At 48.8% G+C, this 15,122-nt stretch carries 7 protein-coding genes; 6 read left to right on the top strand and 1 reads right to left on the bottom strand.

The window, feature by feature from the left end:
• Positions 1 to 371: 371 nt before the first annotated feature.
• The 6 genes from ACYVB1_RS20675 to ACYVB1_RS20650 all read left to right on the top strand — a co-directional run bounded on the left by ACYVB1_RS20675 (position 372) and on the right by ACYVB1_RS20650 (position 14,240).
• Positions 372 to 3,560 carry a SusC/RagA family TonB-linked outer membrane protein gene (locus ACYVB1_RS20675; protein ID WP_460925711.1) on the top strand — a complete coding sequence of 1,063 codons (3,189 nt, stop codon included), beginning with the start codon at positions 372 to 374 and terminating at the stop codon, positions 3,558 to 3,560.
• Positions 3,561 to 3,579: 19 nt separating this feature from the next.
• Entirely contained in the window at positions 3,580 to 4,947 is a 1,368-nt protein-coding gene (locus ACYVB1_RS20670) for a RagB/SusD family nutrient uptake outer membrane protein (protein ID WP_460925710.1), read from the top strand.
• Positions 4,948 to 5,054: 107 nt separating this feature from the next.
• Complete coding sequence (locus ACYVB1_RS20665; RefSeq protein ID WP_460925709.1) at positions 5,055 to 6,731, top strand: amidase; 1,677 nt, start codon at positions 5,055 to 5,057, stop codon at positions 6,729 to 6,731.
• Positions 6,732 to 6,844: 113 nt separating this feature from the next.
• Positions 6,845 to 9,244 (top strand): prolyl oligopeptidase family serine peptidase, encoded by a 2,400-nt coding sequence (locus tag ACYVB1_RS20660; RefSeq protein ID WP_460925708.1) that lies wholly within the window; start codon positions 6,845 to 6,847, stop codon positions 9,242 to 9,244.
• A 580-nt stretch (positions 9,245 to 9,824) separates the two neighbouring features.
• Positions 9,825 to 12,860: a SusC/RagA family TonB-linked outer membrane protein gene (locus tag ACYVB1_RS20655; RefSeq protein ID WP_460925707.1), complete on the top strand. Its 3,036-nt coding sequence runs from the start codon at positions 9,825 to 9,827 to the stop codon at positions 12,858 to 12,860.
• Between the two features lie 18 nt (positions 12,861 to 12,878).
• Positions 12,879 to 14,240 (top strand): RagB/SusD family nutrient uptake outer membrane protein, encoded by a 1,362-nt coding sequence (locus ACYVB1_RS20650; protein ID WP_460925706.1) that lies wholly within the window; start codon positions 12,879 to 12,881, stop codon positions 14,238 to 14,240.
• Between the two features lie 76 nt (positions 14,241 to 14,316).
• On the opposite strand, the gene ACYVB1_RS20645 is transcribed toward ACYVB1_RS20650, so the two are convergent.
• Positions 14,317 to 15,120: a phosphatase PAP2 family protein gene (locus ACYVB1_RS20645; RefSeq protein WP_460925705.1), complete on the bottom strand. Its 804-nt coding sequence runs from the start codon at positions 15,118 to 15,120 to the stop codon at positions 14,317 to 14,319.
• Positions 15,121 to 15,122: the final 2 nt, after the last annotated feature.

Raw genomic sequence — 15,122 nt, 5'->3', positions numbered from 1 at the left:
AAAGTAGGAGTGATGTTGCGGTAGTTTGAATAACTTCTTTGTCTCATTAAGCGTATTGCAGCGCTTGTCGCTATGTTCTGCGAATTTGTTATTAGGGTAACTGGGGTATTAACCGTAATCACAGGTCTTAAGATGGCATTTTTTGGTTATTTAATGGCGTTTGAGTCTCTTCTGCCAGCAGGGACGACAAGCGAAGAGAAGCCATGAAAAAGAATGTAATAATATTGTTTAACTACAATTTTTTTGCATTAATAAATGAACTTGGTGGATAGGCTGCCTAAATTAATTATTTTTTTTTCCATTTCTTTTATTGTGCCTATCTTGGGCTTTACAAACAATATCTAACAAACAATTTCTTAACAACCAATTTTATGAAGAAACAAGTACTGCTTAGCATGTTGCTTATGTTTGCCATTGTGGTGCAATCATGGGCGCAGCTAAACCGTTCAGTGACGGGGCGAGTGACCTCGGCGGGCGGAGATCCACTTCCTGGTGTAAGTGTGATTGTGAAGGGTACAACTGTCGGAGCTAGCACTGACGTTGAGGGCCGTTACAACATCAACAACATTCCAGCAAACGCAACTACGCTTACGTTCCGTTATCTTGGTTTTGCTGACCAGGATGTACAGATTGGTAACCGTAACAGAATTGATGTAACCCTGGCACAGGCCTCCAGAAATATTGATGAGGTGGTGGTAGTAGGTTACGGAACGCAGACAAGAGAAGAATTAACCGGTTCTATTGCATCTGTTACTGCAGAGGCTTTGGAAGACATTCCGGTTGTTTCTGTTGACCAGGCTTTGCAGGGTCGTGCGGCAGGTGTGCAGGTAACGCAGAACTCAGGTACTCCTGGTAGCGGTATTGCAGTACGTGTGCGTGGTGCGGCTTCTATCGGTGCTGGTAGCGAGCCACTTTATGTAGTGGATGGTGTGCCTATCAACACAGGTAACTATTCTGCTATTGGTACAGGCGGCCAGCAGACAAACGCTTTGGCTGACCTTAACCCGAACGACATCGCCTCTATGGAAATCCTGAAAGATGCTGCTTCTGCCGCTATCTACGGTTCCAGAGCATCTAATGGTGTTGTCCTGATCACTACAAAGCGTGGTGCAAATGCAAAAACCAAAATCAACTTCGGTTACTACACTGGTACACAGGAAACATGGAGAAGATTGCCAACTTTAACTGGTCAGCAGCAGGTTGAGCTTTATAACGAAATGGTGGCAAACCGTTATCCAAACCCTGCCGCTCTTGGTTTCGCTTCTGCTCCGGACCTTGCCGCTTATATCTTCAACGGCTTCAGACGCACAAGAAATGCTGACGGACAGTGGGTTGCCCTGGACAGACCAGATGGTCTGCGTCCTGTTTCTGCTTTCAGAGATCCTTCTACTGCAGTAAATAACAACTGGCAGGATCAGGTTTTCAGAACAGCTCCTATCTCTAACTACGACCTTTCTATCTCTGGTGGTAACGAGCGCACGAAGTTCCTGGTGTCTGGTACTTATTTCGACCAGGAAGGTATCGTAATTGGTTCTGCTTTTGAGCGTGCCAACGGTAGGTTAAACCTGGATCACAGCATCAGCGACAAGATTCGTGTTGGTACCAGCCTTGGTATCAGCCGTTCTATTAACAGCCGTATTCAGAACGACAACAACATCAACGGTGTAATCAGTACGGCCCTGTTAGTGGCAAGCGATATTCCGGTGTACCTGCAAAACGGCACTTATGCCAAAGACCCTGGTGCTTCTACTGAAAACCCGGTTGCTGCGGCTCGTGAGCCAATTTTGTCTGCTATCAGTGCCCGTATTATCGGTAACACATTCGCAGAGTGGGACATCCTTCCTAGCCTGAGATTCAGAACAACATTTGGTATCGACTACCTGACATTCCGTGAAGAAGACTTCAGACCAACTACTACTAACACTGGTGCTGGTTCAAACGGCTTAGGCCAGATGTCTTACCGCCAGGATGTTTCCTGGTTGAACGAAAATACTTTAAACTATAACCAGACGTTCAACGAGATACATAACTTCTCTGCTTTATTGGGTATATCTTACCAGCAGTCTACTTTCAACTCGATTTTTGCTGCTGCTACCGGTTTCCCTGGTAACGACATTCGTCAGCTTTCTGCTGGATCTGTTAAAACAAATGCAACCTCTTCTGAGTCTGCCTGGGGTCTTGAGTCTTATTTCTCCAGATTCAACTATGGCCTGATGAACAGATACCTCTTCTCTGCCAGCATCAGAGCGGACGGTTCTTCCCGATTTGGTGCTAACAACCGTTTTGGTGTGTTCCCGGCAGCATCTGTTGGTTGGAGAATATCAGAGGAAGCGTTCATGCAGGATCTTGACTTCCTGAGCGAACTGAAATTAAGAGCAAGCTACGGTGTTACTGGTAACTCTGAAATTGGAAACTTTGACGCCCTGGCACTTGTTGGTGCAGGAGCAAACTACCTGCAGCAGGCTGGTCTTGCCCCGACACAGTTAGGTAACCCTAACCTGACCTGGGAAGAGACAAAGCAGGCTAACATAGGTTTAGACTTTGGTGTATTGAACAACAGAATCGTGTTGAATATTGACGCTTACAGAAGAGTAACAGAAAACCTGCTGCTGGCAAGACCACTGGTAGGTAGCTCAGGCTTTACAAGTGTGCAGGAGAACATTGGTTCTATGGAGAACAAAGGTCTTGAGTTTGCTTTGACTTCTTATAACATCGAGTCAAACGAGCCGGGTGGGTTCAACTGGAATACAAACTTCAACATTGCCTTCAACAGAAACGAAATTACGAAACTGTATGGTGGAAACCCATTTGCTGCCGGCTTTGCCAGCTGGGTTGAAGAAGGCCAGCCTTTAGGTGCCTTCAGAGGTTATGTAGTAGATGGTATTTTCCAGACGCAGGACGAGATCAATGCACTGAACGATGCTGCCAGAGCAGCTACAGGTAACACAGGTGCTACTTATCAGTCTGCTGCTACAAGCCCTGGTGATATCCGCTTCAGAGACCTTGACGGAGACGGTGTGATTACAGGTGAAGATCAGCAGATTATCGGAAGCGCACAGCCTAGATATACTGGTGGTATCACAAACAACCTGTCTTACAAAGGTTTTGACTTGTCTTTCTTCTTCCAGTTTGTACAAGGCAATGAGATCTATAACAACACGCGTGCTTTCTCTGAAGGTATGAACGGTGTGTTTGGTCAGACAGCTGGTGTATTAGAAAGATGGACTCCTGAAAACACAAATACTAGCGTGCCAAGAGCGGTATATGGTGACCCGAACAACAACAGAAGAACTTCTGACAGATGGTTAGAAGATGGTTCTTATGTAAGATTGAAGAATATTGTACTGGGTTATAACCTGCCAACTAGTTTAACAGAGCGTATCCACCTGCAGCGTGCCAGAGTGTTTGTGCAGTCTCAGAACCTGTTAACATTCACCGATTACTCAGGATTTGATCCGGAAGTAAACACTTTCAGTGGTAGCAACACTGCCCTTGGAACAGACTTCCTGGTATATCCACAAGCTAGAACCATCACTTTTGGTGTAAACATTGGCCTTTAATTAGTAAATCTGACTTAAAATGATTCATAATAAATTTTTCAAAGTAATTGCACTGGGCCTGCTGCTGTCGTCTACAGCCTGCGACCCGCTGGATGTGGAGCCACAGGCTTCCCTGCCTGCAGAAACAGCCTTTAACACCAGAACAGGTGCTGAGGCAGGTCTGGTAGGTGCTTATAGCGCTTTACAGAGTGCCAACTATATGGGACTGCGTTATTTCGTGTTTTCTGACTTAACAGCAGATAACGCGATGCATACCGGAACGTTTCCGTCTTTTGCACAAATTGCTCAACGAAATATATTGCCTGAAAACGTGGAGCTTAGCAACATGTGGAACGCAATTTATGTTGGTATCAACAGAGCCAACAACCTGATTGCAAATGTTCCGAATGTAGAGGATCCGGCTTTCAACAAAGAGTCTGTATTGGCACAGGCCCGTTTCCTGCGTGCTTATCACTACTTCAACCTGATCAACTACTTCGGTGGCTCAACTACTGGATATGGCGACAATGGCCTTGGGGTACCGCTTCGTACAGAGCCTACGCTGACGCCAGAGGATGCGGCTCCGACCGCACGTGCTTCTGAGGCTGAAGTGATAGCGCAAGTTTTGGCGGATCTGGATTTCGCTATCGAGAACCTGCCAGAGTCTTTTGCCGGTGCTGCCGGAAAAGGACGTGCTACACAGGCTGCTGCACTTGCCCTGAAGTCGCGTGTACAGTTGTACCAGAAAAACTACCAGGCGGCTGCTGACCTTGCGCAGCAGGTAATAGAGACTGATAGGTTTACTTTGGTAGATAACTACCGCGATATCTATGAGCAGCGAAACACAGCAGAGGCAATCTGGGAGCTTCAGTTTGACCCTGTAAACTCTAACTCCATTGCTTTCTTCTGGTTGCCAACAGCACTAGGAGGCCGTAATGAGGTGTCTCCATCTACAAGCTTAGCTGCAGCACATGAGGAAGGTGACGAGCGTTTGAATACAAACGTTCTGACATCTACTTACACTGGCAAGTACACCAGAATATCTGATGGTACTGACCATGTGTTGCTAATCAGATACGCAGAAGTACTTTTGAATAGAGCGGAAGCACTGGCAAGAATAGGTGGTGCTGAGAACCTGCTGGAAGCCACTAACCTGCTAAATGAAGTTAGAGAAAGAGCTGAGCTTGCACCTATAGTTCCACTAACACAGGAAGCGCTTATTGATGCTATTCTGCAAGAAAGAAGAGTGGAACTGGCAAACGAAGGACACAGATGGTTTGACCTTCGCCGTACAGGTAGAGCTGCAGAAGAGTTGAACATAACTGACCTGAACAGGTTGCGCTGGCCAATTCCTCAAAGAGAAATCTTGAATGCAGAGGAATTAGTTGAGCAGAACCCAGGATACTAACCTTTACTCCTGCATAATTGAAAATAAGGGGGCAGACATCAAGTCTGCCCCCTTATTTTTTTAATTGATTTTAGTACATTAGTTGTTTAAAATTTCGAATTACCAGAATGAAAAAGAACGCAATTGCTTTGTTAGGTGCCGCCTGTTTTGTTTCCGGGGCATTTATCACAAAAGTCGCTGAAGATAAGATATCGTTGGATGTGCTGCAGGATGCGCAAAAACTCATTGGCTTAAACTTTACAAATGCGCAACTCGACTCTACACTGTCAGAGATGGAGGAGTTTAAGGAGAGTTACGAGGCTATCCGCAAGGTGCCGCTACCGAATGATGTGGCGCCGGCACTGGTGTTCAACCCGATACCAGTAGGGTATAGCTTCGAGAAGCAAAAAACAGCTTTTGAAGTGGCGCGCCCTGCCAACGTAAAGCTGCCGAGAAAGCGGGACGAACTGGCGTTTTACACCGTTCCGCAGTTAGCAGAGCTGGTGCGTACGCAGCAAATAACCTCCGAGGAGCTGACCAAATTCTACATCGCACGCCTGAAGAAGTACGGGCCAACACTGGAGTGCGTAACAACACTCACAGAAGAGCTGGCCCTGCAGCAGGCACGCCAGGCGGACCAGGAAATAAAGGCAGGTAAGTACAGAGGCATGCTGCATGGCATCCCGTTTGGTGTAAAGGACCTGCTGTCTACTAAAAGATATAAAACCACCTGGGGCGCTATGCCTTACAAAGACCAGCTAATAGATGAGGATGCCACCGTAGTGCAGCGCCTGCAGGATGCCGGCGGTGTGTTGGTAGCTAAGTTAACACTGGGTGCCCTGGCCATGGGTGATGTATGGTACGGTGGCAAAACGCGCTCCCCATGGGATATCAGCAAAGGCTCAAGTGGTTCCTCGGCTGGTTCTGCTGCGGCAGTAGCGGGAGGTCTGTTGCCTTATGCCATCGGAACAGAGACGTTAGGCTCTATTGTTTCCCCGTCTACAGCCTGTGGTACAACAGGCCTGCGGCCAACCTTTGGCCGGGTGAGCCGCCATGGTGCCATGGCCCTGAGTTGGTCAATGGATAAAATAGGTCCTATCACCCGATCTGCAGAAGATGCGGCCATTGTATTTAACGCCATTTATGGCCCGGATGGAAAAGATCAGTCTGTGTATGATGCGCCTTTCAACTACAACCCGAACATCGATGCAAAGAAACTGCGTGTCGGGTACCTGAAAAAGGATTTTGAGCGCAACTACGGTTTCAAAGAAAATGACGAGGCCACTTTAGCGGCGCTGCGCCAGGCAGGTATAGAGCTGGTGCCGATTGAACTGCCAGAGCTGCCGGCACGGGAACTGACGCTGACAATTTCTGTAGAAGGAGCAGCGGCATTTGATGAGCTTACCCGCAGTGGCCGCGACAGCCTTTTGGTGGCACAGCATAAGAATGCCTGGCCAAACATCTTCCGGGCTGGCCGCTTTGTGCCGGCTGTAGAATACCTGCAGGCGCAGCGTGTGCGAACCTTGCTGGTGCAGCAAATGCAGGAGAAGCTGAAAGATGTGGATGTATACCTGAGTCCTTCCTTTGCCAGCAACAACCTGGTGGTAACCAACCTGACAGGGCATCCGTGTGTGGTGGTGCCAAACGGCTTCCAGAAAAATGGCATGCCTACCACTATCACGTTCATGGGTAAGCTTTTCGGTGAAGCAGACGTACTGGCTTTGGCCAAGTTCTACCAGGGCATTACAACCCACGACGAGCAGCACCCGGACATGAACTTCGGAAAGAAAAAGAAGAAATCTTAAGGAACCTCGGAACCGCCACCTGTAATGAAAGCCTCAGGTGGCGGTTTTGTTTGTAGCCTTATGTTTTCCTAATTTTAGTTGCTACTAATACATCAACCTACAAAAGAACATTCATGTTATTCAGAAAACGAGCCGTAGCCCTGGTGGCCTACCTGATGCTGTGTGGCGGAGCGATGCATGCACAGGATGGGAAGATGGAGCTCAGCGTGGAGAAAATCATGCGCGACCCAAAGTGGATGGGTACTTCTCCGAGCAACATCTTCTGGTCAGAAGACGGCAAAAAGATCTACTTTAACTGGAACCCGGACGGGAACAAATCCGATTCTCTCTACAGTGTGTCAGCTGACGGAAAAAACATCCGGAAGGTAAGCCCTCAGGAACGTCGGAACCTGCCGTCCCCTTACGGGGAGTACAACCGTGCCGAGACAAAGAAAGTGTACGAGAAGAACGGCGATATCTTCCTGTATGATGTAAAGTCTGGGCGGCCACAGCAGATTACAAATACCGTAGAGCGGGAGAGTAGCCCTTCATTCAGCCATAACGAGCAAAAGGTAGTTTATATCAAGGACAACAACCTGTTTGCTTGGCATGCGGCTAATGGCCAGACCGTGCAGCTCACGGATTTCAAAAAAGGACGTAAGGCAGCAGAAGAAGGCAAGGATGCCCAGCGGGAGTGGCTGAAGACACAGCAGCTGTCGCTGCTGCAGATTGTGCGTGACCGCGAGGCTGAAAAAGAAGCCCAGCAAAAACAGAAGAAGCTCGATGCACCATCCCGCCCGAAGGAAATTTACATAGAAGAGAAGGCAGTCAGCAGCATCAACCTGAGCCCTGACGAGCGCTTTGTCACATACCAGCTGGTGAACAGACCCAAGAGCGCTAAAACGGCCATTGTTCCCAATTACGTTACTTCCTCCGGCTATACCGAAGACATCAATACCCGCACAAAAGTAGGCGACGCACAGGCAACCTATGAGTTCTTTGTGTACGATACGCAGCGTGATACTGCGTTCGCCGTTTCCATGAAGGACGTAGAGGGCATAACGGAGCAGCCTGCTTACCTGCTGAAGAGCCAGGCAAAAGCCAGTGCTGCAAAAAGTGCAGGCGAAAGCGAGGCAAAGAAAGCCGTGGAGCGCGCAACAGTAATTTATGGCCCTTACTGGTCTGAAAACGGACAGCATGCCGTGGTCGTGGCCCGTTCACAGGATAACAAAGACCGCTGGATTATGAAGCTAGAGCCTGCCACGGGCAAGCTCTCAGTGCTGGACCGCCAGCGCGATGAAGCCTGGATCAACGGCCCCGGGATCGGTTATGGTCCTGGCGATATTGGTTGGATGCCAGATAACAAGCGCGTGTGGTTCCAGTCGGAGGAAAGCGGCTATTCGCACCTGTATGCTGTAGATGTTACCAATGGCCGGAAGCAAGCCCTTACAAGCGGTAAGTTTGAGGTGTCGGATGTGCAGATGTCCGATGATAAAAAAAACTTCTACTTCACAGCAAACAAAGTGCACCCGGGCGAGCAGCATTTCTACCGCATGCCTTTGCAGGGAGGGGAGATGGTGCAACTAACCACGATGCCAGGTGCCCAGGAAGTAACACTCTCGCCGGATGAGAAGACATTAGCCATCCGCTCTTCTACCAGTAACAGGCCGTGGGAACTGTTTGTGATGGACAACAGAAAGAACGCAAAACCAAAGCAGGTAACGGAGTCGCTGACAGAGGAGTTCAGGTCCTATGACTGGCGGGAGCCGGAGGTAATTACCTTCAAGGCAAAGGATGGCGCTGATGTGTATGCCCGCCTGTATCGCCCGGAGAACGCGGAGAACAACGGGCCAGCCGTAGTGTTTGTGCATGGCGCCGGCTATCTGCAGAACGCCCACAAGTGGTGGAGCAGCTATTTCCGGGAGTACATGTTCCATAACTTCCTAACTGACCAGGGCTATACCGTGCTGGACATCGACTACAGAGGCAGTGCTGGCTATGGACGTGATGTGCGTACCGGTATTTACCAGTTCATGGGCGGCAAAGACCTGAGCGACCATGTAGATGGGGCGAAGCACCTGGTAGAGAAGTATAATGTAGACTCGAACCGCATCGGCATTTATGGCGGCTCCTACGGCGGCTTCATCACCCTGATGGCTATGTTCACGGAGCCAGACGTGTTTGCAGCCGGTGCCGCGCTGCGTTCCGTAACAGACTGGGCACATTACAACCACGGCTATACCTCTAATATACTGAACACGCCTCAAACAGATAGCACCGCTTATGTGAAGAGTTCTCCTATTTACTATGCAGAGGGTCTGAAGGGCGCTTTACTAATCTGCCATGGTATGGTAGACACGAACGTGCACTTCCAGGATGTGGTGCGCCTGACGCAGCGCCTCATCGAGTTGGGTAAAGACAACTGGGAGCTGGCGGTATATCCGGTAGAAGACCATGGCTTTACAGAACCAGCCAGCTGGACAGATGAGTATAAGCGTATTTACAAGCTTTTTGAGGAGAACCTGAAAGAATAGCTTCTCTTGTACCTTTTTTCAAAAAGCGCATGGTGCCTGGCATCATGCGCTTTTTGCTTTTATAGGCTTTAGTAGGTTTAGCATTAAACGCTGCTTCAAGTGTAGAAGTAAGGTATGTGCTTCGTAAGCTCTCAGCAAATCTTAAAACTGCAACATCAAAAAACTGGGTGTTCAAGATAAGGGAAAGAGCCGCTGCCAGGGGCTTGTAACACTAGGTGTACATGAATGCCTGGCTAAGCTTGCTTCGGGTAAAGAAATCTGAAAATAATGGTTTTGTTCAACAGGCCTGCAAAAATCAAGTTCCTCCGCCTTGGAACAACCTATCGGTGTTGTGACATTTAAGCTGAATAAAGTACTGCAGCTAAGAGCTGCAGTATTAGATAAGTCTATTTTTGTGCCGTGTGCCACAACTGCGTTTATGTTAACAATTTTAGAAGAAAGTAGGAGTGGTAGTAGACAAAGGCCTTGATAAAGAGTGTTAAACAGGAATTTTTCAGGTGATAGTCAAGAATAAAAAAATAATGTTGTAACTTAGAATTTTAAATCATTTACCAACCAACAATTATTTTTATCTAACTTCATGAGAAAAGTTATATTTCTTAGTTTGGCGATGCTCCTGTCATTTGCAGGCCAGGTGTGGGCGCAAAGCCAGACTATCTCAGGGGTCGTATCCGACGCTGGGAATGGACAACCACTGCCAGGTGTGAACGTGGTAGTGAAGGGTACAACTGTTGGGACTTTCACAGGAGCAAGCGGAGAGTATTCTGTGAATGTGCCGGAGGGAAACGCTACGCTGGTGTTTTCGTTCCTGGGTTATGTGAACCAGGAAATCAAAACTGCTGGCAAAACTTCTGTAAACGTTACGTTGAAAGAAGACAGCAAGGCGCTTTCTGAGGTTGTTGTAGTAGGCTACGGTACCCAGGAGAAGCGTGACATTACCGGCTCCGTGGCATCTGTTAAATCAGAAGAAATTCAGAACCTTCCGGTGGCGGGTTTTGACCAGGCTATTCAGGGTAGAATTGCCGGTGTGAACGTTACCTCCAGTTCAGGTACTCCGGGGGGAGGTATCTCGGTGCGTGTGCGTGGTACAAGCTCTATCTCGGCAGGTAACAGCCCGCTGTATGTAGTAGATGGTGTGCCTGTTTCTAACACAGACATCTCGCAGGGTGGCTTCGGTAACCAGCAGATCAACCCGCTGTCTGAAATCAACCCGAACGACATCGAGTCGATTGAGGTGCTGAAAGACGCTTCTTCTGCTGCTATTTACGGCTCAAGAGGCTCTAACGGTGTGGTGCTGATTACCACCAAGAAGGGTAAAGCCGGCAGAACACAGGTAGACATTGATGCTTATTCCGGTGTGCAGAGCTTCACCAAAAAAGTAGACTTCCTTAACTCAAACGAGTATGTGGACATTGTGAACGAAGCGCGCCAGAACTACATGAATGACTACCCGGGCAGAACGATTGACCTTTTGGATGCACCTGCTGTTAACACGAACTGGATAGACGAAGTAACGAGAGAAAACGCTACCATTTCTAACCTGCAGGTAGGCGTAAGAGGCGGAAACGACAAAACGCGTTTCTATATCTCAGGTGCCCGCTTTTTGCAGGAAGGTATTATCCTGAACAATCAATATGAGCGTAAAAACCTGCGCCTGAACTTAGACCACGCTATCAGCGATAAAATTGAAATAGGTACTAATTTAGGTGTCAGCCGCTCTGTCAATAACCGTATCATCGGAGACAACAGCATTTTTGCGCCGTGGCCAAATGCACTGCAGTCCCGCCCGGACCAGCCTGCCTATAACGAAGACGGTACTTACTTTGCCACGCAGCGAAACAACCCGGTACAGGGCGCGCTGGAGCCGCAGTATGAAACGACTATCTTCCGTGTTTTCGGTAACGTTTTCGGTTCATACGAAATCATCCCGGGCCTGAAGTACAGGCTCTCTGCCGGTGGTGACTGGTACAACAACAAAGAGTTTCAGTACGAGCCTATCACGTCTGGCCAGGGTTTCGGTACCAAAGGCTATGGTCTGGCTGGTAACGGTGTCGCAAGCAATTACCTGATCGAGAACACATTTAACTATACAAAGTCTTTTGGTGAGCTGAACCTGTCTGCTTTAGCAGGTTATACTTACCAGGAGTTTGTAACAGAAAGACAAAACGTGCAGGGAACAGATTTCCCTTCTGCCAGCTTCCGCTACATTACTTCTGCAGCCAAAATTCTGTCAGGTACCAGTACCTGGACATCGAATGCGCTGGAGTCTTACTTAGGGCGTGTTAACCTGGACTATGGTGACAAGTACCTGCTGTCTCTTGCTATCAGGCGCGATGGTGCCTCTAAATTCTCAGAAGACAACAAGTATGGTACCTTCCCATCTGTTTCTGTGGGCTGGAGACTGTCGCAGGAAGCCTTCATGCAGCAGTTTCAATTCCTGAGCGACCTGAAACTGCGTGCCAGCTACGGTATTACCGGTAACCAGGAAGGTATTGGTGACTATGCTGCCATGGCACTTATCACCGGCGACCGTAACTACAACGACCAGTCTGGTATTGCCCCTTCGCAGCTTCCTAACCCGGACCTGAAATGGGAGCAGACAAAGCAGACCAACGTAGGTATAGACCTTGGTTTGTTTAACAACAGAATCAGCCTTGGTGCAGATTACTTCATCAAGCAAACAGACGACCTGTTGCTTAGCAGGCCGTTGCCAAGAACATCCGGCTACACCAGTATCACAGAAAACATTGGTTCTGTGGAGAACAAAGGTTTTGAGTTTGCCATTACAACCAGAAACTTCGATGGCGCTTTCAGATGGTCTACGGATTTCAACATTGCCTTCATCAAAAACGAAGTAACAAGGCTGAACAACAACGAGCCGTTTGACAGGGGCTTTGTGAACAGAGTGGCGGTTGGGCAGCCAATTGGTGCTTTTTACCTGCTGGAGCAGGAAGGTATCTACCAATCAAATGAAGAAGTGCCTGCTAAGCTGTATGCCAAAGGTGTAAGAGCCGGTGATGTAAAGTTTAAGGATGTGAACGGTGATGGTGACATTACGACGGGTGCAGACAGAACATTTGTCGGTAGCGCCGTGCCGGACTATTTTGGTGGTATCACCAACAACTTCTCTTACAAAGGATTTGACCTGAGCGTGTTCTTCCAGTACAGTGTTGGCAACGAGATCTACGCCATGTGGAAAGAACTGGATGCCGCAGGAAACCTGGGTGCCCGTGAGAACAACAACGCCATTGCCAGAGACGAAGCAGAAAACAGATGGACTGCTCCGGGTACAAGTAACACCGTGCCAAGAGCTATTTACGGTGCTGCCGGTACTTATAACACACAGCGCTCCTCCAGATACCTGGAAGATGGCTCTTACCTGCGCCTGAAAACATTGAACCTGGGTTATTCTTTGCCAACGCAACTGGTAGACAGAGTAGGACTGAGAAAGGTAAGGGTTTACGCAACAGGCCAAAACCTGCTGACTTTCACAAAATACTCTGGATTTGACCCTGAAGTGAGCGGTAATGCACAGGATGCTGTAACAGCAGCCAACGACCAGGGCACGCTGCCCCAGTTAAGAAGCCTGACCTTGGGTGTGAACATCGGCTTTTAATTAATTGACTTTAGAAAGATGATACATAAGATAAAATTCAAAGTTATTTGCATGGCAGTGGCTGGTTTATCACTGACTGCCTGCGAAGATAAATTAGATATAGAGCCTCGAGGCTCTATATCGCCGGAGGCCGTTACTCCGAGCGATACAGAAGTACTGCTGAACGGTGTGTATGACGGTTTCCAGGGTGGCTCAAGCCCTTACCAGTACCTGGCTTTCCTGACGGATGACTTATCCGCGGATAACCTGGCCTACAGAGCTACCTTTTTTCAGCACGGTGAGGTAGACAACAATGCCATTGCAGCCAATAACCTGCTTATCCAGTATTTCTGGCAGGGGCTGTATCAGGGAATTTACAGAACGAACTTCTTCCTGCAAACGGTAGAGTCGCTGGATGAGTCTACCTTTAGCAGACCAGAGCGCAAAAAGGAAGTGATAGCGGAAGCACGCTTCCTGAGAGCGTACGGCTATTATAACCTGGTGACAAGATGGGGCGGTGTTCCAGTCCTGAGAGAGCCGACGAGTGATAAAGTAGCCAGAAACTCAGAAGAGGAAGTATGGAACTTCATTATAGAGGATTTAACCTACGCTGCTGAGAATGCAGGAGAATTCAGAAGCCCGGCTTACGCTTCTAAGGCTGCTGCCAAGGCACTGCTGGCAAGGGTTTATCTTGCAAACAAAAACTATGCGGAGGCAGAAAGACTTGCAGAAGAACTAATAGCAGACAGCAATTTCCAGCTTTCTGATAACTATGACAATATCTTCACAAACAAGGGCAATGCTGAGCACATCTTCCACCTGAACAGCACACCAAACGATGGTACCTCAATGAGCTACTTCCTGATTGCAAACGTTATTTTGCCTAGTACAGGACAGCAAACCAATGGTGGCCGTTTCGAGTTGCCAATCGATAACTCTCTGGCAGCAGCGTTTGAGGCTGGCGATGAGCGCAAGAGCACCACGCTGCAGCCAATTACGTTTGGTGGCAAGGACTACAACATGGCCTATAAGTACCGCCAGAGTGCGGACGGCTCTGATGCCTGGCCGGTTGCGCGTATTGCAGAGATGTACCTGATCAGTGCAGAAGCCCGTGCCGAGCAGAATGACCTGGAAGGTGCGCTGGAGCGATTGAACCAGGTGAGAGAGACGCGGGGCCTACGTGCTACAGATGCTTCCTCACTTGCTGAGTTCAGGCTAAAAATTGAGCAGGAGCGCAGGGTGGAACTTGCTGTGGAAGGCCACAGATGGTATGACCTTATCAGAACAGGAAGAGCCCTGGAGGTGCTTCCAAACGTAACAGACGAGAACCAGCTGAAATACCCAATCCCTCAGGCAGAAATGGTGGTGAATGATTTACTTACACCAAACCCTGGTTACTAATCATCTAAATCCTATTTATCAAAAAGAGGCTCCCAAGCGGGAGCCTCTTTTTATTTTGGTGCTTTTCAAACGAAAGTTAGAAGGTGTAAACGAAAGCCATGCCATCATACGCGGTAGTGCTGGCAGGGAGCAATGCTACGCGGGAGCCACGCTTATGCAGCTCCGGTACCAATATGCCGATACTGGCTCCAATGGCATAGCCCAGAATATTGTCACTTAAAAAGTGCTTTCCTGCCCTCAGCCTCAGGTAGCCCACTGTGGCGGGTACGGCTGCCGCCGCAGCCCATACAAAGGGACGGGCGGGTGAATCAGGGTTGAAGTCATGAAAGACTTTGGCAACAAAGAAGGTGGCCGTGGCGGTGGCGGAAGTATGCCCTGCATAAAAAGAGTTTTCGCCATACTTGTGCAAGCGTGCTTCCAGCGGGGCATCAGTGGCATAAACGCTTGGCCGCTTCCTGTTAATCAACCCAGCTGTGAGACTGTACATGCCACCTGCGATAGACATCGCTTGCCCATACAGCATAAATACCTGTGGCGCATCCTGCAGCACGTCATCGTTCAACAGCAGGAGGAAGGGCGTGGCAAACGAACCATAAAAGAAATAGTCGCTTGTTCCCTCCGCTCTGGCGCTGTAGTTGCCTGCTGCAAAGCGATCCAATCGGTTCACATCGTTTCGGTTCAGGCCAACAAGGTCTGCTTCCGTTAATCTTTCTTTGTTCGTGATCAGGAGACTGCCCACTACAGATGCTCCGATGCCTCCTGCTGTAATAGCGCCATCGCGGAGCCAGTTTATGTGGTAAGGGGAGTTACCCGTTTGGGACCAGGCATAATGGCCCCCAAAGCCGTACAAAGCAAGCCACAGCAGCAGGAGTTTCTTCATTG

The organism is Pontibacter brevis (assembly GCF_054779655.1).
This window is presented reverse-complemented; position numbering and strand designations above follow the sequence as displayed.

Excerpts from the sequence above, each read along its gene's own strand:
- ACYVB1_RS20675 (WP_460925711.1), top strand. The coding sequence starts at position 372 with ATGAAGAAACAAGTACTGCTTAGCATGTTGCTTATGTTTGCCATTGTG.
- ACYVB1_RS20670 (WP_460925710.1), top strand. The coding sequence starts at position 3,580 with ATGATTCATAATAAATTTTTCAAAGTAATTGCACTGGGCCTGCTGCTG.
- ACYVB1_RS20665 (WP_460925709.1), top strand. The coding sequence starts at position 5,055 with ATGAAAAAGAACGCAATTGCTTTGTTAGGTGCCGCCTGTTTTGTTTCC.
- ACYVB1_RS20660 (WP_460925708.1), top strand. The coding sequence starts at position 6,845 with ATGTTATTCAGAAAACGAGCCGTAGCCCTGGTGGCCTACCTGATGCTG.
- ACYVB1_RS20655 (WP_460925707.1), top strand. The coding sequence starts at position 9,825 with ATGAGAAAAGTTATATTTCTTAGTTTGGCGATGCTCCTGTCATTTGCA.
- ACYVB1_RS20650 (WP_460925706.1), top strand. The coding sequence starts at position 12,879 with ATGATACATAAGATAAAATTCAAAGTTATTTGCATGGCAGTGGCTGGT.
- ACYVB1_RS20645 (WP_460925705.1), bottom strand. The coding sequence starts at position 15,120 with ATGAAGAAACTCCTGCTGCTGTGGCTTGCTTTGTACGGCTTTGGGGGC.